This is a genomic window from Nocardia sp. NPDC006044 (assembly GCF_042871115.1).
Lineage (GTDB): Bacteria > Actinomycetota > Actinomycetes > Mycobacteriales > Mycobacteriaceae > Nocardia.
Window position 1 is genome coordinate 3,598,404 of sequence record NZ_JBIAID010000001.1, and the last position, 22,377, is coordinate 3,620,780.

General features: G+C 68.6%; 22 protein-coding genes. 16 read left to right on the plus strand and 6 right to left on the minus strand.

The window, feature by feature from the left end:
- Positions 1–12: 12 nt before the first annotated feature.
- A complete protein-coding gene (locus ACFYO1_RS16400) occupies positions 13–3,042 on the minus strand; it encodes a tetratricopeptide repeat protein (RefSeq protein ID WP_387231241.1) in 3,030 nt (1,009 codons plus the stop codon).
- A 226-nt stretch (positions 3,043–3,268) separates the two neighbouring features.
- On the opposite strand from ACFYO1_RS16400, the gene ACFYO1_RS16405 reads away from it, so the two are divergent.
- The 5 genes from ACFYO1_RS16405 (at position 3,269) to ligD (ending at position 7,205) form a co-directional block, all read left to right on the plus strand.
- Positions 3,269–3,442, plus strand: coding sequence for a hypothetical protein (locus ACFYO1_RS16405; protein ID WP_387231243.1), 174 nt, complete (start codon positions 3,269–3,271; stop codon positions 3,440–3,442).
- Positions 3,443–3,461: 19 nt separating this feature from the next.
- Entirely contained in the window at positions 3,462–4,562 is a 1,101-nt protein-coding gene (locus ACFYO1_RS16410) for an SPFH domain-containing protein (protein WP_387231245.1), read from the plus strand.
- 34 nt (positions 4,563–4,596) lie between these two features.
- Positions 4,597–5,001: a cold-shock protein gene (locus ACFYO1_RS16415; protein WP_387231247.1), complete on the plus strand. Its 405-nt coding sequence runs from the start codon at positions 4,597–4,599 to the stop codon at positions 4,999–5,001.
- Positions 5,002–5,127: 126 nt separating this feature from the next.
- Entirely contained in the window at positions 5,128–6,207 is a 1,080-nt protein-coding gene (locus ACFYO1_RS16420; RefSeq protein WP_387231249.1) for an ATP-dependent DNA ligase, read from the plus strand.
- Positions 6,204–7,205 carry a non-homologous end-joining DNA ligase gene (gene ligD, locus ACFYO1_RS16425; RefSeq protein ID WP_387231251.1) on the plus strand — a complete coding sequence of 334 codons (1,002 nt, stop codon included), beginning with the start codon at positions 6,204–6,206 and terminating at the stop codon, positions 7,203–7,205. Before ACFYO1_RS16420 ends, ligD begins: the two co-directional genes overlap by 4 nt.
- Positions 7,206–7,209: 4 nt before the next feature.
- On the opposite strand, the gene ACFYO1_RS16430 is transcribed toward ligD, so the two are convergent.
- The gene (locus ACFYO1_RS16430) at positions 7,210–7,971 is read right to left on the minus strand and encodes a DUF4190 domain-containing protein (RefSeq protein WP_387231253.1); all 762 of its coding nucleotides are present in this window, start codon (positions 7,969–7,971) and stop codon (positions 7,210–7,212) included.
- A gap of 195 nt (positions 7,972–8,166) precedes the next feature.
- Between ACFYO1_RS16430 and ACFYO1_RS16435 the strand changes: the two genes are divergently transcribed.
- Positions 8,167–8,520, plus strand: coding sequence for a hypothetical protein (locus ACFYO1_RS16435; RefSeq protein WP_387231254.1), 354 nt, complete (start codon positions 8,167–8,169; stop codon positions 8,518–8,520).
- 19 nt (positions 8,521–8,539) lie between these two features.
- Here ACFYO1_RS16435 and ACFYO1_RS16440 read toward each other — a convergent pair whose 3' ends face one another.
- From ACFYO1_RS16440 to ACFYO1_RS16450, 3 genes are all read right to left on the minus strand, one after another.
- The gene (locus tag ACFYO1_RS16440) at positions 8,540–9,241 is read right to left on the minus strand and encodes a TetR/AcrR family transcriptional regulator (RefSeq protein ID WP_387231256.1); all 702 of its coding nucleotides are present in this window, start codon (positions 9,239–9,241) and stop codon (positions 8,540–8,542) included.
- Entirely contained in the window at positions 9,225–10,370 is a 1,146-nt protein-coding gene (locus ACFYO1_RS16445; protein ID WP_387231258.1) for an acyl-CoA dehydrogenase family protein, read from the minus strand. Before ACFYO1_RS16445 ends, ACFYO1_RS16440 begins: the two co-directional genes overlap by 17 nt.
- Before the next feature lie 133 nt (positions 10,371–10,503).
- On the minus strand, positions 10,504–11,193 hold the full coding sequence (locus ACFYO1_RS16450) for a TetR/AcrR family transcriptional regulator (RefSeq protein ID WP_387231260.1): 690 nt from the start codon (positions 11,191–11,193) through the stop codon (positions 10,504–10,506).
- A 214-nt stretch (positions 11,194–11,407) separates the two neighbouring features.
- Here ACFYO1_RS16450 and ACFYO1_RS16455 point away from each other — a divergent pair, with 214 nt between their 5' ends.
- The 7 genes from ACFYO1_RS16455 to ACFYO1_RS16485 all read left to right on the plus strand — a co-directional run bounded on the left by ACFYO1_RS16455 (position 11,408) and on the right by ACFYO1_RS16485 (position 17,702).
- Positions 11,408–12,337, plus strand: coding sequence for an alpha/beta fold hydrolase (locus tag ACFYO1_RS16455; protein WP_387231262.1), 930 nt, complete (start codon positions 11,408–11,410; stop codon positions 12,335–12,337).
- Positions 12,338–12,369: 32 nt separating this feature from the next.
- Entirely contained in the window at positions 12,370–12,585 is a 216-nt protein-coding gene (locus tag ACFYO1_RS16460; protein ID WP_387231264.1) for a hypothetical protein, read from the plus strand.
- Positions 12,582–14,105, plus strand: a complete 1,524-nt coding sequence (locus tag ACFYO1_RS16465) for a hypothetical protein (protein WP_387231265.1) — start codon at positions 12,582–12,584, stop codon at positions 14,103–14,105. Before ACFYO1_RS16460 ends, ACFYO1_RS16465 begins: the two co-directional genes overlap by 4 nt.
- A gap of 126 nt (positions 14,106–14,231) precedes the next feature.
- Positions 14,232–14,942, plus strand: coding sequence for a hypothetical protein (locus ACFYO1_RS16470; protein WP_387231267.1), 711 nt, complete (start codon positions 14,232–14,234; stop codon positions 14,940–14,942).
- Positions 14,943–15,037: 95 nt separating this feature from the next.
- Positions 15,038–16,468, plus strand: coding sequence for an SDR family NAD(P)-dependent oxidoreductase (locus tag ACFYO1_RS16475; RefSeq protein ID WP_387231269.1), 1,431 nt, complete (start codon positions 15,038–15,040; stop codon positions 16,466–16,468).
- 51 nt (positions 16,469–16,519) lie between these two features.
- Positions 16,520–17,299 (plus strand): O-methyltransferase, encoded by a 780-nt coding sequence (locus tag ACFYO1_RS16480; protein WP_387231270.1) that lies wholly within the window; start codon positions 16,520–16,522, stop codon positions 17,297–17,299.
- Between the two features lie 16 nt (positions 17,300–17,315).
- Positions 17,316–17,702 (plus strand): DUF2784 domain-containing protein, encoded by a 387-nt coding sequence (locus tag ACFYO1_RS16485; RefSeq protein ID WP_387231271.1) that lies wholly within the window; start codon positions 17,316–17,318, stop codon positions 17,700–17,702.
- 34 nt (positions 17,703–17,736) lie between these two features.
- Here ACFYO1_RS16485 and ACFYO1_RS16490 read toward each other — a convergent pair whose 3' ends face one another.
- The gene (locus ACFYO1_RS16490; RefSeq protein WP_387231273.1) at positions 17,737–18,510 is read right to left on the minus strand and encodes a thioesterase II family protein; all 774 of its coding nucleotides are present in this window, start codon (positions 18,508–18,510) and stop codon (positions 17,737–17,739) included.
- Positions 18,511–18,550: 40 nt separating this feature from the next.
- Between ACFYO1_RS16490 and ACFYO1_RS16495 the strand changes: the two genes are divergently transcribed.
- The 3 genes from ACFYO1_RS16495 to ACFYO1_RS16505 all read left to right on the plus strand — a co-directional run bounded on the left by ACFYO1_RS16495 (position 18,551) and on the right by ACFYO1_RS16505 (position 22,365).
- Positions 18,551–19,897: a CoA transferase gene (locus ACFYO1_RS16495; RefSeq protein ID WP_387231275.1), complete on the plus strand. Its 1,347-nt coding sequence runs from the start codon at positions 18,551–18,553 to the stop codon at positions 19,895–19,897.
- A 544-nt stretch (positions 19,898–20,441) separates the two neighbouring features.
- Positions 20,442–21,464 (plus strand): nucleoside hydrolase, encoded by a 1,023-nt coding sequence (locus tag ACFYO1_RS16500; protein WP_387231897.1) that lies wholly within the window; start codon positions 20,442–20,444, stop codon positions 21,462–21,464.
- A 13-nt stretch (positions 21,465–21,477) separates the two neighbouring features.
- Positions 21,478–22,365 carry an amidohydrolase family protein gene (locus tag ACFYO1_RS16505; protein WP_387231277.1) on the plus strand — a complete coding sequence of 296 codons (888 nt, stop codon included), beginning with the start codon at positions 21,478–21,480 and terminating at the stop codon, positions 22,363–22,365.
- Positions 22,366–22,377: the final 12 nt, after the last annotated feature.

Here is a 22,377-nt window from a genome sequence, read left to right on the forward strand (position 1 = left end):
ACGACGCAATATCTACTTGACCAGTTGGGCTCGCCAGTGGGCGAGGGTGGATTGGGTGCGGATGGTGGCGGAGTGGGTGGGGCCGAGGGCTCGGAGTTCGGCTACGAGGAGGACTTCGAGGTCGGCTATGGCGCCGGGGAGGTCGCCGTTTTCGGCTTGGCGGGAGGCCAGGTCGTTGCGGGTGGCGAAGGTGTCGGGGTGGTCGGGGCCCAGGACGCGCAGGCGGTCGGCTAGGAGTTGTTCGAGTTCGGCGATGGCGTCGGGGAGGTTGCCGGTGTCGGCGTGGTAGTCGGCGAGGGTGCTTCGGGTGGTGAGGGTGTCGGGGTGGTCGGGGCCGAGGACGCGGAGGCGATCGGTGAGCAGGTGGGTGAATTCGGTTGCGGCGCCGGCCAGGTCGCCGCTGCGGGCGCGGAAGGCGGCGAGGCTGTTGCGGGCGGCCAGGGTGGCGGGGTGGTCGGGGCCGAAGATGCGCAGGTTGTCGGCGAGGAGCTGTTCGAATTCGGTTCTGGCGGTGGCGACGTCGCCGTTTTCGCCGTGCCAGTAGGCGAGGCTGTTGCGCGTGCGCAAGGTCTGCGGGTCGTCGGCGCCGAGGACGCGGGTGCGGTCCAGGATTAGTTGTTCGAAATCCGCTATGGCACCGGGCAAGTCACCGAGGTCGGCGCGATTCGAGGCCAAATCGTTTCGGGTGCGCAAGGTGTCGGGCGCGTCGGGACCGAGGAGCCGGCGCTGGTCGGCGAACAGGCGCTTGTAGTCGGCGCGCGCACCGATGTAGTCGCCGCAGCGCGCCCGGCAGGTGGCTAGATTCGTCCGCGTGCCAAGGGTTTTCGGATGATCGGGACCCAGCACCCGCAGCCGGTCGGCGAGCAGCAGCTCGAAGGCCGAAATCGCGCCGATCAGATCACCGCTTTCGGCGCGGTGGTAAGCCTCGCGGCTGCGCGTGGTCAGCGTATCGGGATGATCGGGACCGAGGGTCTCGACAAAGGCCGGCACCCAGGCCGCCCAGAGATCCCGATTGTCGGCGGACCTCGTCGTCTGCAACATTTCCAGGAAGTGCAGGGCACTGGCCGAGTCCCGATACGCGAGACAGTGGCGCACCGCGGATCCGCGCGCGTAGTCGGCCGCACGATCACTCGGACTCTGCTTGATCGCGGTGACGATCGCCCGGTGCGCGTCTTCGAGATCCACTCCGAGCTTCCGGCATTCGGCGCGCAGACCGGGCAGCAACGCGCCGTGCGTCACCCCGAGCGACTCGCGCGGCGTTCCGGGCCGGCTCCGCGTGACCAGCGCCCCCAAAGCGACTGTCATGTCCCGGATCCGGGCGATGTGCAGGTCGAACCCGCGCGCCGCCAGCGCGGCGTCGAGCAACTCGATCGGCAACACCGGACCGACCCCGGCGGCGACCATGATGCTGAGGAATGTACCCGTCGCACAAGCCGTTTCGGCATACATCCCGCGCGAGGCCGCGTCCACCCGCAGGGCGACGATCCGATCGAGTCCGATCCCCTCGGCCACCGCGCCGTCGGTGATGCTGGACGCCACCTCGAGCAGCATCTTGGCCAGCAGCCAACCACCGGCGACGACGTGGGATCCCTCTACGTCGGTTGGTGTCTGGCTCAGCAGCGACTGGATCCAGTTCACCCAGTCCGCCGGGTCCGAGGGCGCGCCGCTGCCGCGCGCGGAACCGACCGCGGTGGCGATGTCGTCGGCGGCCGGCTCGCCCACCTCGATCCGGTACATGTGTGCCAGCGCGGGCGCGTCCTCGACGCCGGTGCCGTCCCGGATACCGATGATGACCCGCACGTGCCGCAGATCGTCGCGCCTGGTCAGGTCGGCGATCGCCGAGACGAGCAACCGCCGCGTGCCCTCCTGCGGCTGGTTCAGTCCGTCCAGCACGAGCGTCACCCGGCGCCCCGAGGTGGACAGCCGCGCCAGCGGATGCCGCACCGACAGGTCGAAGATGTCGAACTCGTCTCGGGCCCGATGCGCGTGCACCGCCTGCGCCGCCTCGGCGAAACCCGGCAACCGGGCGCTCAGCTGCGCGGCCAGCTCGGCCGCGACCGCCTCGATCGAGCTGGCGGCGGTGAGAAACACTGCCGCGGTGATGTATTCGGGGGTCACCGACAGACCCTCCACCAGGCTCGGCCGGATCAGCATCGCCAGCAGGGTCGACTTGCCCGCGCCGGCCGGCCCGATCACCACCCGCAGCCGATTGCCGCCCGCATCCACGATCGCGTCGAGATGCTCACGCACATCCGGCGTCACGAGCAGCCCGCGGGTGAGCTGATCGACGAATCCCGCCGCGGAGCGCCCGCTCACGGCATCGCGATGCCGCGCGGTATTCGGCACCAGCCACAGCCCGGGGTCCGCTCCGTGCGCCACCGACACCGCACCGGAGGTGAACGAAAGATATTGCGGCTGTTGGTGAACGCACTCCCCGGCGATCGGATCGACCAGATCCGCGGGCAGCAGGTTCTCCCCGCGCAACGGCAACCCGCCGTCGAAGGTGGACAGCAGGGTCCGGGTGAAGCACCCGGAGTACGCGGGCCCCTCCCCCGCCGCGACCAGCATTTCCATCCGCCCCGCCGACTGTGCGAGCAGATCGGTCCACCGCCGCGCCGCGCCGATCACCCCCTGCCCGGTGTCACAGGCGTCCACCAGCACCACCAAACCGTCGACGGCGGACTGGTTCAGCCGCTCCCTGATCTCCTGGGTGAGATGAAACGCGTTGTGCGAGTTCGGCACTGCGGGTGAATCGTGTCCGAGCAGATAGAAGTCCTCGGCACTGGTCGCCACCCCGTGCCCGATGAACGCGAGCAGCAACGTCGCCTGCCGCTGCCCGGCCGCCTCGAATGCCTCGTCCACCGCCGTGACCAGCTGCGCCGCAGTCGGATTCAGCACCGGACCGTCCGTTTCGGTCGCGGATCGCCACCCGCCCGCCTCGGTCAAACTCCCGTACAACCCCGTCGCGAGTTCGCCGGTGAACCCCAGTTCCCCCAGCGCCACACACTCGGACCCGACAACCAAAGCGAGTCGTCCTCCCATGCAAGCAACATACCCGTGGCTATGCCAGCAGATCACACACCCGCAACCTGGACGTTCCGGCTTACCAACGATTGCGCATCCGCCGCCGACGTCATTTCGATATCGAATGGTGCTGTGCGAGACGTAGTGTGGCGGGCCTGGACACGAGCGTGAGGAGATCGGCGCCATGAGCGACCCTGTGGTCGGTTTGACAGGTACGCTCACATCGCCGATCCGAGGAGCGGGGATGCTCGGGGAGGTCCTGGTGGCGATTCGAGGGGGGACGGAGCTGTATATCGCACGTGCCGTCGAAGCGATTCCGGCAGGGACAACGGTGCTGGTCATCGGCGTCGATCCGGGGCGCATCGCCGACGTGGTGCCATGGATCGCACTGCCGCCGACTCCGGCCGAATCCATTTGAAACAGTAAGGGAGACAACCGTGCTGGGTTATCACGTACCCGACCCGGACGAGGCGATGCTGATCAGCGGCGCCAAGAGCAAGGACAACGCGCCGTTCAAGGTGGTGATCGGGCGCGGCAGCTGGGTGGTCCCGCTGTTCCGCAAGGTCAGCTACCTGTCGCTGGCCATGTTCGAGGCCGAGATCAAGGAGCGCTGCGTCACCAAGCAGGCCATTCAGCTCGAGGTCCGCGCGGTGATCGCGTTCAAGGTCGCCAACGACACCACCTCGATCGTCAATGCCGCGCAACGCTTCCTGTCCGAGCAGGAACGGGAGATGTCGGTGCTCACCGGCCGCATCTTCTCCGGTCACCTGCGCTCGATCGTCGGCTCGATGACGGTCGAGGAGATCATCCGGGAACGCCAGAAGCTGGCCGACGAGGTGCTGGTCGCCTCGAAGGTGGAGATGGGCAATATCGGGCTGTGGGTGGATTCCTTCCAGATCCAGTCCATCGACGACGGCAACCTCGGCTACATCCAGGCGCTCGCCGCGCCGCACAACGCGACCGTGCAGCGCGACGCGCAGATCGCGCAGTCGCAGGCGGCGCAGCTGTCCGCGCAGGCCGAGCAGGAGTCGCTGCGCAGGCAGGCGGAGTACCAGCGCGAAACCGCGATCCTGCGCGCGCAGTATCAGCGCGACATCGACAAGGCGAATGCCGAAGCGGCACAGGCGGGTCCGCTCGCCGAGGCGATGGCGTTGCAGGAGGTGCTGACCGCGCAGGCCGAGCAGGCCCGCAAAACCGCGGAGCTGCGCGAGCAGCAGTTGCAGACCGAAGTGGTGAAACCCGCTCAGGCAGAAGCGGAACGGGTGCGCATCCTGGCCGAGGCCGAGGCCGACCGGACCAGGATTCAGGCCGCCGCGGCCGCGTCCAACAACCGGATCGCGTTGGACCAGTTGTTGATCGAACAACTTCCGGAAATCGTCAAGCAGGCCTCGCACGGACTGTCGGGCGCGAATCTGACCGTGCTCAACGGCCCCGACGGAGTGAGCGAACTCGTCAACGGAATGGTCGGTCAGGGCCTCACCGTTTTCAATTCACTGCAAAAGGCGCTTTCGTCCAACGACAACGATAACGCGGGCTAAGGTGACCGGGTAGCGACGGCGCGGCGAGGAGCGGGTGTTGGTGTCCATCGGGAAATTGGTGTCGTTCGACAGCTCTCGGGGATTCGGGTTCATTCGACCGGAGGACGGCGGGCCGGACGTATTCGTGCACGTCAACGACATCGGCCTGGATGAAGACGAGTTGCGCCAGGGCAGGGTGTTCGAATTCGACATGACGGAGGGCGATCGCGGGCCCAAGGCGGTGAATCTGAGCGTGGTCGGTGGCCAGCCCGGTCCGCCGCCGGCCCCGCACAAGTCCAAGCATCGGTCGAACTCCGGCCAGCTGACCGCCGCCGAACACAAGCGCCTGATCACCGAGCTACTCCTGGACGCGAGCCCGGCGCTCACCGCGGGCGAGATCCTCACCATCCGCGACCGGCTCACCGTCTTCGCCGAGCAACACGGCTGGCTGGACGCCTGAGCGCTCCTCGTCGCGCCGCATCCGCGATGTTGTCGGATGCGGCGCTTACGATCATCGGCGAGTACCGATGAGTTCTGCGTGGTCATGCCGTCGGTACCGGTGAGAACCGACTCCGAGGAGGATCGCGTGGACCTACCGGTGATGCCACCCGTCAAACCGATGCTGGCCAAAACCACGTCCGGGGTGCCACACGAGGCCGGGCTGAGCTACGAGCCCAAGTGGGACGGATTCCGCTGCGTCGTCTTCCGCGACGGAGACGAGGTGGAGCTCGGCTCGCGCAACGACCGGCCGTTGACCAGGTACTTTCCCGAGGTCGCCGAGCTGCTGAAGCAGGCGCTGCCGCAGCGGTGCGTGGTGGACGGCGAGATCGTCATCGTCACCGACCAGGGCCTGGACTTCGACACCTTGCAGAACCGGCTGCACCCGGCCGCCTCCCGGGTGAACAAGCTGGCCGTGGAGACGCCGGCCAGCTTCGTCGCCTTCGATCTGCTCGCCCTCGGCGACCAGGACTTGACCGAGGAACCGTTCGCCGAGCGCAGGCGGCTGCTGGAGACCATCCTGGACACCGAGCTCGCCCGCGTGCATCTCACCCCGCTCACCCGCGATCCCGCGGTCGCCGAGGATTGGTTCACCCGGTTCGAGGGCGCCGGCTTCGACGGCGTAATGGTCAAGGCCGACGACCTGGCGTATCTCCAGGACAAGCGGGTCATGCTCAAGGTCAAACACGAACGCACCGCCGACTGTGTGGTCGCCGGATTCCGCTGGCACAAGGACGGCGAGGGCGTCGGCTCGCTGCTGCTCGGGCTGTTCGACGACGAGGGCAGCCTGCACCACGTGGGCGTCGCCAGCAGCTTCACCGCGGCCCGGCGCAAGGAACTGGTCGACGAACTGGCCCCGCTGCGCGAGCACGCCCTGGACAACCATCCGTGGCGCGAATGGGCCGACGCCGCGGCGCAGGCCAGGGCCGACGGCAAGATGCCGGGCGGGGTCAGCCGCTGGACCGGCGGCAAGGACCTGTCCTGGGAGGCGCTGCGCACCGAGCTGGTCGCGGAGGTGCGCTACGAGCACGTGCAGTCCGGGCGGCTGCGCCACGGCGGCAGGCTGGTCCGCTTCCGCACCGACCGCACGCCGGAATCGTGTACCTATGCTCAGCTCGACGAGGCGCCGCCCGCGGAATTGAGCGCGATCTTCAGTGAGGCGAAGTGAGTCCTTCGGTCGAAATCGAGGTGGACGGGCGCACCGTCGCCATCAGCAATCCCGACAAGGTGTATTTCACCAAGCGCGGCGACACGAAACTCGATCTGGTGCATTACTACCAGGCGGTCGCCGAACCGTTCCTGAATGTGGTCGGCGGCAGGCCACTGCTGTTGGAACGTTATCCCGACGGCGCTTCCGGAAAGTCCTGGTTTCAGAAGCGGGTGCCGAAATCCGCACCGGACTGGCTGCACACCGTCGAGGTGTCCACGCCGAACGGCACCACCGCGGACGCGCTGGTCGCGCACGATCTCGCGCACATCCTGTGGGCAGTCAACCAGGGCTGCTTGGGTTTTCACGTGTGGCCGAACCGGGCGGACAACCTGAAGATCGCCGACGAGCTGCGCATCGACCTCGATCCCTCCCCCGGCATCACCTTCGACGACCTCAAGCACGCGGCCGTGCTCACCCGAGAGCTGTTCGCCGAGTTGGGCATCGAGTCCAGGATCAAGACGTCGGGTTCCCGCGGTCTGCACATTTACGTTGCGCTGGAACCGAACTGGGACGGCTACCAGGTGCGGGCCGCGTCCGTCGCGCTGGCCAGGGAACTGGAACGCCGGCATCCCGAGGAGATCACCGCGCAGTGGTGGAAGGAGGAGCGCGGCAACCGCGTGTTCGTCGACTTCAACCAAAACGCACCGCACAAAACGGTTTTCGGCGCGTGGTGTGTGCGCCCGAAGGTCGGCGCACAGGTGTCCACGCCGATCGACTGGTCGGAATTGGACACCGTGGCGCCGGACGAACTGACCATCGCCACCGTGCCCGCCCGGCTGGCCGAGCGGGGTGATCCGTGGGCCGATCGCACGCCGCAGTCGATCGCGCCGCTGCTGGAGATGTCGGAACGCGATATGGCCGCCGGGCTGATGGACGCGCCGTGGCCGCCGCAATATCCGAAGATGCCGAACGAACCGCCGCGCGTTCAGCCGAGTCGAGCCAAGAAAGAGGAGTAGCGCGCTACTCGGTCCATAACACCCAGGTGCCGCTGCGGCCCGCGCTCTCGCAGACCAGCGCGCGACCGTCCGCGGTGCGGCCGGTTTTCGCCGCGCTCCCATCGCATTTCGCGCCGGGCTGCTGGACTACGGTGGACACGGTGTACGGGCCCGCCCACTGGTAGTTGCCGGAACTGAGCAGGCAGATGAGCGTGGTCCCGTCCGCGGCGGTGCCGATCTGCCCGACCTGCCCCTCGGTGCACGCCGCACCCTTTTTCAGGTTGCTCTGACTCGTCGACGGGCTCGCCGTCGTGGTCACCACCGCGCTGGGCGCCGCCGGAACGGTCGCCTGGGGTACCTGGGCCACGGTCGGCTGCGCCGTGAGACTCGCCGAAGTCCGGTCCGCGTGAGTCAGCGAGTCGGGCAACATGTTTCCCGACACCACCACCAGCCCGGCCAGCGCCGTCACCTCCGCGACCCCGATCAGCAGCGCGAACATCGCCATCACCCGGCCGCGCGGATGGGAGAACGCGATGAACCCGAAAACGATGGCGACCGGGAACAATCCGACCAAGGCCGCGACCAGCGCGACAATCGCGTACGGATTGACGATCGGCGGAATCTCCACCCGCAGCCGGCCGGTGCGGCGCCGGCTCGGCGCGGGTTCCGGCCAGCGTTCGTCGGGCTCCGGTTCGATCCACTGTTCCTCTTCGCCCGCGGCGGGCCACCGATCGTCCGGCTGCGCCGCAGGCCAACGTTCACTTTCACGGCGATCCGCCCGTGCCATGCCAGGTCCCTCTCCACACCACATCACCGTGCAGGAACCTCGGACTGCCCGGACCCGCCCCGATATCCCGACCAACAATAGGGGCGAAACGGCGCGACATCATCTGAAACGTCCAATTACTAGCCGTTTTCCCCGCCGGAGGTTCATGCTGATCGGAAAGTGTCACTGATCTTGTGCGGACTCTCAGGAGGAACCATGTTCGGTAGCACCGACCCCGAGGACCGGGAAAATCGTCCTTGGCACGCTCAGGCCGGCGATCTGCTCGGCGACAACTACAACGTTCCCGGCCTCATTCTGTGCGCGCTCGGCATCGTCGCACTGGCCTGCACGCTCACCGCCGCGGGTTACGGCATCAGCGAGTGGACCCAGACCGGCGCGATCATCACCGCCGTGCTCTGGATTCTCGGCCTGGGCGCGCTGGTGGTCGAACATCGGCGCGAGGAAGTGATCGAGCGGACCTATGGCAGGCGCGGCCATGCGCCGGGCCACCGGCGACCGGTGCGCTACAGCATGGAACCGGGCGACACCACACCGGACGCGCTCACCTGATGCGCACGGACCGCCACGCTCAGGTGTGGCGGTCCACCTTCGGCAGCGACTCGGTGACCAGCGTCATCAGCATGTCGGCGAGCAGCTCGTGCACCTGCGGCCGGGTCAGCGTGCCGCGGGTGATCCATTCGCGCCCGGCCACTTTCACCAGACCGCCGTACGCGCGGACCATCGCGCGCAATGCCGCACTGCGTGCCGAATCGGCGAGCCCGACCATCAGCAGCAGCCGTTCGGCGGCCGCGTCGTCGGCCTGATCGAGGATCTGCTGCACCTCGGGGTCGTTGCCGACGCCCTCGTGGCTGGTCACCTTCACCCAGGTGCTGCCGTGCTCGGCGATGGTGTCCAGCAGCCAGTGCACGCTCGCGTCCACCCGCTCGCGCTCGGTGCCGGTGGGCACGATCATGTCGTCGAGCTTCGGCAGGGTGACCATCCGGCGCACCACCGCCAGGTACAGGTCGCGCTTGTTGCCGAAGTAGTGGTTGATCAGCCCGCGAGCCACGCCGGCGCGCTGGGCCAGCTCGGCGGTGGAGACGGCCGCGTACGGGCGCTCGCCGAACATGTCGATCGCGCACGCGAGGATCTGCGCCCGCCGCTCGTCGGGTTCGAGCCGGCGACGCCGCACCACCGGGCCGGCCGGCGCCGGGGCGGAGGAGCCCGGCCCGGCATCGCCGGATTCCCGGCGGGCGGCGGGTTCGCTCGTCGTATCAGAGAGACCGGGCAATGAGATCCTTCATCACCTCGTTGCTACCCGCGAGGATGCGCAGGACGCGGGCGCCGGTATAAAGCTGCGAAATCGGATACTCCGTCATGTAGCCGTAGCCGCCGAACAGTTGCAGGCAGCGGTCAACCACGATACCCAGTTGGTCGGTGAGCCAGTATTTCGACATCGCCGCTGTGGGAATGTCCAGCTCGCCGCGCAGGTGCTTGACGATGCAGTCGTCGAGGAACGTGCGGCTGATCTTCGCGATGGTGGCGCACTCGGCCAGCTCGAACTTGGTGTTCTGCATGGCGAACAGCGGCTTGCCGAAGGCCTCGCGGCCCTTGGTGTAGTCGATGGTCAGCTGCACGGCCTGTTCCATCATGGCCACCGCGATGATGCCGGTGACCAGGCGTTCCTGGGCGAGCATCTGCATCATCTGATAGAAACCCTGGCCCTCGGCCGCACCGAGCAGGTTCGAGGCGGGCACCCGCAGTCCGTCGAAGAACAGCTCCGCGGTGTCCTGGGCCTTGCCACCGATCTTGTTCAGGATGCGGCCGCGCTTGAAGCCCGGGGTGTCGTCGGAGACCTCGGCGAAGATCAGCGAGACGCCGGACGCGCCCTTGTCCGGGTCGGTCTTGGCGGCGATGATGATGCCGTCGCAGAGCCAGCCGTTGGTGATGAAGATCTTCGAGCCGGTGATGACGTACTCGTCGCCCTCGCGGATCGCGCGGGTCTTGATGTTCTGCAGATCGGAGCCGGTGCCTGGTTCGGTCATGCCGATGGACAGGACCATCTCGCCGCCGGCCGCCTTGGGCAGCACGCGCTGCTTGAGTTCCGCGGAACCGAATTCCTTCAGGTACGGCGCGATGATCGAGCTGTGCACCGGCATGCCCATCGAGCCGTCGCCGGCCCGGGACTGCTCCTCGATGATCGCCGCCTCGTGCGCGAAAGTGCCGCCGCCACCACCGAACTCGGTCGGTATCGCGGTGCACAGCAGGCCGAGTTCGCCCGCCCGGTTGTACAGCGCGCGATCGGGGTGGCCTTGCGCGACGAACTTCTCCTCGTGCGGGACCACCTCCTTCTCGAAGAACGCCTTCGCCAGGTCGCGGACCGCCTCGACCTCGTCGTCACTCCATGCGGCGCGTGCCATCATCGAATCCTTTGCTCGCAGCTCTCTCCCGGCGTCCCCGCCGGTCCTCGCCATCAGATTGTCGCACTATTGGCAGAGTGTCAACAAGATGGACACGCGTCGAATCACCGGGCGCGATAAGCCCTGGCAGCGGTCAGCTCGCGGGTTGTTGCGCCTGATTGACGGCGGCCAGTGAGGTGAAGATCGGCGTCTCCGGATCGGCCGAGATGCCCTGCCTGCGCAGGAACCCGTCGATGAGACCCCAGACGAACTCGGTGGCCTGATCGATGAACTCGGCGGTGCGGGCCGGCTGCGGGACCGAACTGTCGGCCAGCCACAGGTCGGTGATCGAGACGACCACGCCGACCACCGCGCGGGACAGGTAGTCGATGCCCGCGGTGTCGATCGGGATGGACTCGGCGATATCGCGGGCCTGCCTGGCGAACCGATCCGACGCGGCCCGGCCCAGGTCGAACTGCAACACCGTTCCGTCGGACTGCTGGGTCACCTGCGCCTGGCCCAGGAAGCGAAAAACGTTGGGATGCTGCAGAATACTGTCGGCGTATCCGGTGAGCACCCGGCGCAGCGCGATCCGCGGCGGTTGCAGCATGAGCGTCAGATCGTTGCCCGCGGCGGCCGCGGCGGCCTTGGCCATCCGGTTGCCGATCTCGGTGTAGAGGTCGGCCTTGTCGGCAAACTGCCGATACAGGCGGGGCTTGGTGATGCCGGCCTCGCGGGCGATATCGTCCATGCTCGGCCGCGGTCCGTCCCTGTCGATCACCCGGATCGCGGCGTCGACGATCTCCGCGCGGAAGGTCGTCGAACGGACGCTGGGACGAGGCACGACCGCAGCATACACGTACCGTTGGTACGGATATGGCCGTGAGCTACGCCATAGTCTGCTGCTAGCCCTCCCGCATTCGACGATTTCTTCGTACTGTCAGTATCGGAAAACGTACTACCGGTACGGGTCGAGCGCTCCAGCACTTCGCAGGCAGTCCCGAGTGCCCGCCGACCATCGCGTGACCGCCAGGCAGCCCGCACCCGAACGAGGCAACATGACCAACCAGCTCGACACCGATACGCCCCGCCCAGATCGGCAGTGGACGGTGACCGCCGACGGCACCGAACTCGCCGTCTACGAATGGGGCAACCCCGCCGCCGCACCCCTGGTCCTGGTGCACGGCCTCACCGACACCCATCGCGTGTGGGCCACGGTCGCCGCGCTGCTGTCCGACGGCTTCCGGGTGATCACCTACGACGTGCGCGGCCACGGCCGTTCGGCCTCCCCCGCGCTGCTCACGGACTTCCGGCTCGACCGGCTCGCCGCCGACTTCTTCGCGGTGATCGACGCGGCGAGCCCGAAGCGCCCGGTGCACACCTGCGGGCACGGCTGGGGCGCGGTGCAACTGTGGGAGGCGGTCTGCGATCCACGGGCGAACACCAGGATCGCCTCGTTCACCGCGATTTCCGGCCCGAACCTCGACCATCTCGGCCTGTGGTTGCGGGCGGTCGCGCCGCACGCCAAGCTGCGCGCGGGCGATCTCGGCTGGTGGCTGAGCGGAGTGCGCGCGACGCTGCGCCCGATTCCGGTGGCGCGCAGGCTCTATCCGCCCCGGGTGCGCACGCTGGTCGTGGAACGACTCGGCGGCCTCTCGCCCGTGCCCGCGCGGATCGCGCGCACCTGGCGCACCGATCTGCTCGCCGGCGGCCGGATCGCGCAGGCCAACCTGCTGCACCATCTGCGCAAGCCGCGGGTTCGGCGCACCGCGGTGCCGGTCCAGTTGCTCGTCGACTCCACCGACCCGTTCGTGCCCGCCGCCATCTACGACACCTCCACGCGCTGGGTGGACCGGCTGTGGCGCTGTGCCGTACCGGCTGACCACTGGCTGCCGGTCACCGAGCCGCTGCTGGTCGCCGAGGCGATCGCCAACTTCGTCGACGACATGCGCGCCGACCACGCCGCGATCACCCCGCGCAGCAGCTGACCGCACTTCCCCGACACCGATACGGAGATCCCATGCCGGACGCAGCCCAGCCGCTGATCCGCACCCTCGGCGCACCCCTGCCCGACGAATTCGACCGGCTCACCGACGCCGATCTCGCCGAACTCGACCGCCTGCTCCGCCACGCCGTGACCGCCCGCGGCGAACGGCTCGGCGCGGCGGTCGAATCCTCGCTCCAGCTCATCCCCCGGCTGATGCGACCGACGGTGAAACGAGCGCTGGGGCTGTGAGCACACAACTGATGGCCCGGGCCGAGACCACCAAACTCGCTCGCCTGCTGGAGATCTCCGACCCGGACGCGCTCGGCTTCCTCAATGGCCTTTCGCCGGAGGCGATTCGGAGCTTCCGCGAGCGCGCCACCGATCTGCTGTTCGACCGCGACGCCGCGCGGATGAAACGCGTTGCCGCGGCGACGAAATTGGTGCCGACGACCATCAGCGCCAAGGCGGCCGAGCGCGCGTTCGGCCCGGTGCTGTGCGCGGCCGTCGCCGGTTCCGTCGACCCGTCCCGCGCGGTCGACATCGCGAAGGCGCTGCCTGCCCGGTTCCTCGCCGAGACCGCGATCCAGCTCGACCCGCGCCGCACCGCCGGCATCATCGCCGCGGTCCCCGCGAAGCTGGTCGTCGAGGTGGCGCGAGAGCTGTTGCGCCGGAACGATCATGTGACGATGAGTCGTTTCGTCGGCGTCGTCCCGGAGGAATCGATGCGGGCCGCGGTGCCGGTGCTCGGCGACGCGGACCTGTTGCGCGTCGGCTTCCTCATGGAGGACAAGTCCGCGCTGGACCGGCTGATGGCGCTGGTCACCGACCGGCTCGCCGGGGTCATCCGCACCGCGCACGACGAAGATCTCTGGGCCGAGGGCATCGACCTGCTCGACAGCGTCGGCCACGAAAACCGCGCCGCCCTGGGCGATATCGCGGCCGGGCTCGGCGGCGAGGTGCTCGACGGCCTCATCGAGGCGGTCCGCGCCCTCGACGCCTGGGACTCGCTGCTGCCGGTGACCAGCGCGATGAACGCGGACAGTCTGCGCGCGTTCGCCGAACGGCCCGCGGTACAGGAGGAATCGGTGCTCGCCTCGATCATGAATGCCGCGCTGAACAAGGGCTTCTGGCTCGATCTGCTGCCGCTCGTGGTGCACCTGCAGCCGGCGCAGCTGTCCATTCTGGCCGCCCGGCTGGCGGACAAGTCCGACGCGGAATTGGGTGAGCTTGTCGCGCAGGCGGATACGGCGGGCCTGTGGAATTCCATGCTGCCGATCGCGCTGGCGATGACCGACACCGATCGCCGCCGCATGGCCGGCTTGCCCATCATGCGGAACCCCGACGTGCTGCGGGCGGTGATCAGCACCACCGCCGAACACGAACTCTGGTCGCAGGCACTGCCTTTGGTGGACGCGCTGCCCGAGTCCGCGACGCCCATCCTCGCGTCGTGCATCGGCGAGCTCAGCCGGGATCAGCTGCTGGCCGCGGTGCTCGTCGCCGCGCGCAGCGAGAACATCGACACCCTGGTCGATATCGCGCTGGCCCAGGATCCCGCGGGCCGGGCGCGGGTGCTCGAAATCATCGACGGGATGGACGATCTCGACGAGTTCCTCGCCGCACTGACCCCGGACACCCCAGATGTGGTGTGGCAGGGACTGATCGAGGTGCGCGCGGAAATCCCCGGTCCCCTGCGCACCCGGCTGGCCGAGCGCGCGGACACCTGCGGTCGCACCGCCGCCGCCACCGGGTTGCGCGCGGATCCGGCCTGACTCGAACGCCGGGCGACGCTCGCGCCGAGGTGATACTTTCGCCCCATGATGGGACCGGCTGGTCAGAGGCCTCCTAGCCTCAGCAACGCCGGATGGCTGCACGAACCGTTGACGCCGATCGGTGCGATGCGGCCGTACCCGGACGGGCGGGTGCCGCCGCGACCGCTGCGCCGCTGGAAACCGCCGGGCGGCAACCGAGGCCGGTTCTGGACCCTCGGCGCGCTGGCCGGGGTCTCGACGCTCGTGGTCGTCGCGGTGCTCGGCGTGTCCGACAGCCATCCCGTGGCGCCGGAGCCGGACCTGCGCGGCTATCACTACGTCGACAATCTCTGTGCGATCACCGACACCGCGCCCTATCTGCACGCCGGATTCGTGCTGGCGCCATCCAGTTCGGCGACCCTGCGCTACCCCCTGCATCAAACCCGCCTGCACCCCGCCCTGGACACGATGAGCTGCACGATCCGTCTCGCTCCGCCCGGACCGAGCGAGCGCGCCGACGACACCACGCTCCAGGTGAACGCGGCCGTGCACAAGCGCGCCGATCCGGCGCCCGAGTTCACCGCCCGGTTCGAGACCTGGACGCAGGCCGAACTCGCCGAGGACGATCGGGTCAGCAAGCTCGACGGGATCGGCGACGAGGCCTATCTCGTGCGCAAGGAGACCGAGCACGCGCAGAACACCGGCGTCACCCTGGCCATTCGGGACGGCTGGACCACCTTCGAGATCAGCTGGCTGCACCCGCCGTCGGTGGTCACCACCACCGGCATCAAGGTGCCCGAAGTCGTCGAATTGCTGAGGCACACCGCGGCCACCACTATGGCCCTGCTGCGCGCCTAGGCCACCGAGAGGTAACCGGGCGGCAACCAGGTCGCGGAGTTTGCGACAATGGTCGGGTCGATTTCCCAGCTCACCGAAGGATGCCTGTACCACCGATGGCCGAAAGCATGATCGATCCGGACGAGCTCGCGACCTGTCTGCGGGTACTGGACCAGGCCGGGCAGCTGGAAAAGGAGCATCCCGACTCGGTGGCGGTGCAGCGCGCGGTCGGCCACATGTTCAAGAAGCTCAAGCAGCGCCGCCGGATCGAAGCCAGGACGGCGGTGGCCGCGGCGGACCGCGAGGTCATCGCCGCGACAGCCACCGGATCGCCGCAGCGCATCGACGACGAGACCGCGGGCATCCCGCTCGCCTCGAACGCGCGCGGGGCGACCGCGGGCACGCTGATCCGGGCACGGCCCTGCTACATCTGCAAGCAGCCGTACACCCAGGTCGACGCGTTCTATCACCAGCTGTGCCCGGAGTGCGCCGCGAGCAGCCACAGCAAGCGGGACGCCCGTACCGATCTGACCGGCCGCCGCGCCCTGCTCACCGGCGGGCGCGCCAAGATCGGCATGTACATCGCCCTGCGGCTGCTGCGCGACGGCGCGCACACCACCATCACCACCCGCTTCCCGAACGACGCCATCCGCCGCTTCGCCGCGATGGACGACAGCGCCGACTGGCTGCACCGGCTGCGCGTGGTCGGCATCGACCTGCGCGATCCGGCGCAGGTGGTGGCGCTCGCCGACGATGTCGCGGCGCAGGGTCCGCTCGACATCCTGATCAACAATGCCGCGCAGACCGTGCGCCGCTCCCCCGGCTCGTACAGCGCGCTGGTCGACGCCGAGTCCGGCCCGCTGCCCGCCGGCGCGCTGCCGGATGTGGTGACGTTCGGCAAGACGATGCAGGCGCATCCCACCGCGCTCACCGCCTCGCTCACCCCGACGCTGTCCGCGGCCGACATCGCCGAACTCGCACTGGTCGCGGGATCGGCCACGCCCGAACGCATTTCGCGCGGCATCGCGATCGACGCCGGCGGCCTGGTGCCGGACCTCGCGCACACCAACAGCTGGGTGCAGACCGTCGCCGAGGTCGATCCGACCGAACTGCTCGAAGTGCAGCTGTGCAATTCGGTCGCGCCGTTCATCCTGGTCTCGCGGCTGCGCCCTGCCATGGCCGCGGCGGCCGCCCGGCGCAAGTACATCGTCAACGTCTCGGCGATGGAGGGTCAGTTCTCCCGCGCCTACAAGGGCCCCGGCCACCCGCACACCAACATGGCCAAGGCCGCGCTGAACATGCTCACCCGCACCAGCGCCGGCGAAATGCTCGAAGCCGACGGCATTTTGATGACCGCGGTCGACACCGGCTGGATCACCGACGAACGCCCCCACTACACCAAAATCCGCCTCGCCGAAGAGGGCTTCCACGCACCCCTCGACCTGGTAGACGGCGCCGCTCGCGTCTACGACCCCATCATCCAGGGCGAAAACGGCATCGACCTCCACGGCTGCTTCCTCAAGGACTACCGCCCCTCACCCTGGTAATCCGCGGGCGCCCCGGGCAGAATCGGCCGCACACCGACTTCTAGGGGCCGCATGACGAATCAGGGTGGGCTGGGCGCGATGGTGCGGGATCGGCTGCCGTTTCTGCGCTGGTCGGCTATTCGGATGGGGCTCGGGATGGGGCGGGTGCTGCGCACCGGGCAGGTGGGCGACGGGCGCGAGCGGGCGCTGCTCGAGTATGTCCTGGCCACCGCCACCGCGGGCGAGCCGGACAGCGTGCTGGCCGCGATCGACGACTTCGCTCGCCACCGCAGTCTGCTGATGAATGTCGGCGACGAAAAAGGCCTGATCCTGGACAACGCGATCACGAAGGCCGAACCGAGGCTGCTGCTCGAGCTGGGGGCCTACTGCGGCTACAGCGCGGTGCGCGCCGGCCGGGTGATGCCGGCGGATGCGCGCTTGGTGTCGGTCGAGGCGAGTGCCGCCAACGCCGAAATCGCGCGTGCGGTCATCGAACACGCGGGCTTCGCCGACCGGATCACCGTGGTGGTCGGCATGATCGGCGACGGCGGCGCGACCATGCGGCAGCTGGCCATCGAACACGACTTCGGTCCCGGCGCAGTCGATTTCGTGTTCATCGATCATTTGAAAACCGCGTACCTCCCCGATCTGAACTCGATCCTGTCCGCCGGTTGGCTGCATCCGGGAACCGTCGTGGTGGCCGACAACGTCAAGATCCCGGGCGCGCCCGGTTATCGCCGCTACATGCGCGAGCACGAAGGTTCGAGCTGGCGCACCGTCGAGCACAAGACCCACGTCGAATACCAGTCCCTGATCGCCGATCTCGTGCTCGAATCCGAATACCTCGGCTGACGGCTACGCTGGGAGAATGTTGTACCGGCTGCTGGCCGACGCCGTCGCCGCGGCGCATTTCGCGTTCGTGGTCTACGTGGTCGTCGGGGGTTTCCTCGCGTGGCGCTGGCCACGCAGCATCTGGTTGCATCTGCTCGCGTTCGGCTGGGGCTTCAGCACAATTCTGTTCGGGCAAGAATGTCCGCTGACCTATGCGGAGAATTGGGCGCGGCATCGAGCCGGTACAGCCGGGCTGCCGCCGAGCGGGTTCATCGATCACTACATCACCGGGGTGCTCTATCCGGAGAACGCGCTGGGGGCGGTGCGGGTGCTTGTCGCGGTGTGTGTCGTGGCGTCCTGGGCGGGATACGGATGGCGGCGGCGGGCGGCCGGACCGACCACCCGCCTTCCGGCATCCCCATAGCTACATATCCAAATACATTGGCCGACAGACGTTCTCAGGCACGCGATCGATCACGCGCGAGCTGCTCGGTGACCACCTTCGCCACCTCGGCGGGCCGCTCGTCCAGATAGAAGTGACCGCCGGGAAACGTTGCGCGGTCAAAGGTTCCGGTGGTGAAGTCGCGCCACTCGCCGGCTTGGTCCGGAGTCATCGTCGGGTCCTCGGTGCTGGCGAGCGCGACGATGTCGGCCGCCAGCGGAGCGCCCGGGGTGTACCGATAGGTCTCGACGGCCTGGTAGTCGCCGCGCACGGCGGGCAGCACCAATTCCGCGAGACTCGGTTCGTCGCGCAGCATCTGGATCGGCGCGGGGTCGGCGGCCAACCGCGCGAGCTCGTCGATCAGGTCGGCGTCAGAACCCTCGTGGACCCGCTGGGTCTCCACGAAAGTCGGTGCGGGACGGCCGGACACGAACAGCGCCGTCAACGCCTGCCCCTTGCGCTCCAGCCGACGCGCGGTTTCGAAGGCGACTGTTGCGCCCATGCTATGACCGAATAGCGCTAGCCCATCGAGGATTCCGAGCTTCAGCACTTCTTCGGCAATCCGCTCGGCGAGCGTTTCGAGTTCGGTGATCGGCGCCTCGCCCAGCCGATCCTGCCGACCCGGATACTGCACCGCGGCCACCTCGATGCCCGAACCGAACTGTTTCGCCATATCTCGATAAGCGGTCGCGGGACCGCCGCCCGGCGGGAAACACAGCAGGTGGTGCCGGGGAGTCGCGTCGGGACGCAGGATCCGCAGCCAGTCACCGGACGCGATCGATCTGCCCATGTATATCTCCTTCTCAGACGGAACTATTACGCTCGTTCGCGTGAACGTGCACACACGGCTGGTCCACGACTACGAAGCCGGAATCGGTGTCACCCCCTCTGCCATTACGCCCTCGCCCGATCCCGGCAGCAATCTGGCTGCGACACTGCCGGTCTGGTCGCTGGCCGCGGGATCGGTCGCCGCGCTGATCGCCGCCGCGAACCGGATCCGCGGCGTCCGCGGGCTCGACCCCGTGGCGCACCGCATCGACCCCGCGCGCATCACCGCGGCATTCTGCAGCGAACGGTTACTCAGCATCGGCGGTCGCCCCGCGACGATGTTCGGCGACCTCTCCGGATTCTTCCCCACCTTCGACGGGTGGGTGCGCACGCACGCCAACTACCCGCACCACCGCGACCGGTTGCTCACCGCGCTCGGCTTGCCGCTCGACGCGCCGTTCGATCTCGCGGTCGCGCAGATGGCGATGAGCCGCGCGGCCGACATCGAGGACCATGCCGCCGCGCACGGGGCGATCGCGGTGCGGGTGCGCACCGAGCAGGAGTGGCTGGGCAGTGCCGAGGGGTGGGCCGCCACGATGGGGCCGCTGGTCGCGATCGATCGGCGGGCCGATCGCGGGGAGCCCGGATTGCCGGTCGGCGCGGCGCCGTTTCAACCGTTGCGCGGACTGCGGGTGCTGGATTTGACCCGGGTGATCGCCGGGCCGGTGGCGACGCGGACGTTGGCGTTGCTCGGCGCGGACGTGCTGCGGGTGGATCCGCCGCAGTTGCCCGAAATCGCTTGGCAGTACGCGGATACGGGGCAGGGTAAGCGGTCGACCCTGGTGGACCTGTGGGCGCAGCTGCCGCTGGTCCGGGACCTGCTGGCGTCGGCCGATGTGCTGGTTACCGGGTATCGGCCGGGTTCACTGGAGCGCGCCGGGCTCACCGCCGCGATGCGGCCGGGGATGGTGCACGGGCGGGTGAGCGCGTGGGGCGAGGCCGGACCGTGGGCCGAGCGACGTGGTTTCGACAGCATTGTACAAGCGGCGTCCGGGATTTCGATCGCCGAGGGTGCGCCGTCGGTGCCGAGCGCGCTGCCCGCGCAGGCGCTCGATCATGCCTCCGGCTACCTGCTCGCCGCGGGCGTCATCGACGCGCTGGCCGCTCGCGCGTCCGACGGCATCGGCCGGGACGTGCGAGTCTCCTTGGCGCGCACCGCCTCCTGGCTGCTCGCCGCGCCGGATCGCACGCCGCGCCACCCACCCGCCGCCCTGCCCGACCCCACCGAGGTGATGTCGTACGGGGATGTGATCACCGCGACGCCCGCCATCGCCGAGTACCCGGCCTACAGCTGGCCCGCACCCACCTACGGCGGGGATCGCCCGGCCTGGCCGTTGAAGACTCACTGACTGTCGCGCGCTGCGTCGGCACGGGCACGCGTGGCGTCGCATGTTGCGGTGTGGCGCCCACGTCGCGGCGTAGCGCCCATGTCGCGGCGGGGCGCGCACCTCGCGGCGTAGCGCCCATGTCGCCGTGTAGCGCACGTCGCGGTGTAGCGCGCACGTCGCGGTGTAGCGCGCACGTCGCGGCGTAGCGCCCACGTCGCGGCGTAGCGCCCACGTCGCGGCGTAGCGCCCACGTCGCGGCGTAGCGCCCACGTCGCGGCGTAGCGCCCACGTCGCGGCGTGCCGCACACGTCGCGGTGTACCGCCCACGTCACGGCGTAGCGCCCACGTCGCGGCGTAGCGCCCACGTCGCGGTGTACCGCACACATCGCGGCGTGGCGCCCATGTCGCGGTGTAGCGCGCACGTCGCGGCGTGGCGCCCATGTCGCGGCGTACCGCACACATCGCGGTGTAGCGCGCACGTCGCGGTGTGCTGTCTGCCGGATGGTGCGCGGGGAGCCGGGACGAGACCGGCGGTTAGTCTCGTCGGGTGCGGCAGAAGATCATCATGGATGTCGATACCGGGGTCGACGACTCCTTGGCGCTGCTCTACCTCCTCGCGTCGCCGGAGGCCGAGATCGTCGGGATCGCGTCGACCGCGGGGAACGTGCCCGCCCCGCAGGTGGCGGCGAACAATCTCGCGTGGCTGGACGTGTGCCGGGCGCCGGAGATCGAGGTGGCGCTCGGGGCCGCCGAGCCGCTGGCGATCCCGCTGCGCACCACCGAGGACACGCACGGGCCGCAGGGGGTCGGCTATGCCGAACTGCCTCAGTCGTCGCGCACGCTGTCGTCGCGCTCGGCCGCGCAGATGTGGGTCGACCTGGTGCGCGCGCATCCCGGTGCGATCGTGGGGCTGTGCACGGGGCCGCTGACCAACCTGGCATTGGCCCTGCGGCTCGAACCCGCATTGCCGACGCTGCTCGGCCGGCTGGTGATCATGGGCGGCGCGTTCAACCATCCCGGCAACACCACGCCCACCAACGAATGGAACGTGCACGTCGATCCGGAGGCCGCCAAGGAGGTCTTCGACGCGTTTTCCGCCGCACCGGCGGACCGCAGGCCGATCGTCTGCGCGCTCGACATCACCGAGACCATCGAGATGCGACCGAAGCATCTGGCACGGCTGGCCGAGCGCGCGGGCAGCGTTCCGGTGGAGACGGTTTCGGAGACCGATCCCCCCGAGGCCCGGTCGGCGGCAAGCAATCCGATCGTGCGGTACGCCACGGACGCGGTGCGGTTCTACTTCGACTTCCATCGGCTCTACGACCTCGGCTACCTGGCGCACATGCACGATCCGTTCGCCGCGGCGGTCGCGCTCGATCCCGCGCTTGCCGTCACCCGCCCGGCGACGGTCGACGTCGAGTTGACCGGCACGTTGACCCGCGCGACCACGGTAGCCGACTGGGCGGGCATGTGGGGGCGGGAACCCAACGCGGACATCGTGATCGGCACCGATCAGGAGCTGTTCTTCGATCGGCTGATCTCTAGGGTCGGCGACTTCGCGCGACAGGTGTACCCGCGGGATGTGTGATTCGGGAGCGGCCGTGACCAGCGGCGGCGACGACAACGCCTACCTCGCCGATTTCCGCGATCGGCTCGGGTTGCCCGGAATCATCGACGTGCATACGCATTTCATGCCGGAGCCGGTGATGCGGAAGGTGTGGGCGTACTTCGATTCGGCCGGTCCGCTCACCGCTCGCACCTGGCCCATCGCCTATCGGGACGACGAGCAGGTCCGGCTGAAGACGTTGCGCGGCTTCGGTGTTCGCGCGTTCAGCTCGCTGGTCTATCCGCACAAGCCCGACATGGGCGCCTGGTTGAACGAATGGACGGCCGAGTTCGCCCAGCGGACCCCCGATTGCCTGCACACCGCGACGTTCTTTCCCGAGCCGGGCGCCGACGGTTATGTCGCGGAGGCGATTCGACGTGGTGCCCGACTGTTCAAGGTGCACATCCAGGTCGGCGGGTTCGATCCCGGTCATCCACTGCTCGACCCGGTGTGGGGACTGATTCAGGAGGCGGGGGCTCCGGTGGTGATCCACTGCGGATCCGGCCCGGTGGCAGGGGAATTCACCGGACCGGAACCCATTGCCGCACTGCTGCGCCGATTCCCGCGGTTGCGATTGATCGTCGCCCACATGGGCGCACCCGAGTACGCCGAATTCTTCGATCTGGCCGAGAAATACCCCGACGTCCGCTTCGACACCACTATGACGTTCACCGACTTCTTCGAGGAAGTCGACCCGTTCCCACCCGCCGAACGCGACCGGCTGCATTCCTTCCGCGACCGAATCCTCTTCGGCAGCGACTTCCCGAACATCCCCTACACCTACAGTCACGCCGTCGAATCCCTGGAACGGCTCGAACTCGGCGACGAATGGATGCGCCGAGTCTGCTACCAGAACGCAGCCAACCTTTTCGGCATCGAATAGACCATTGCCCGC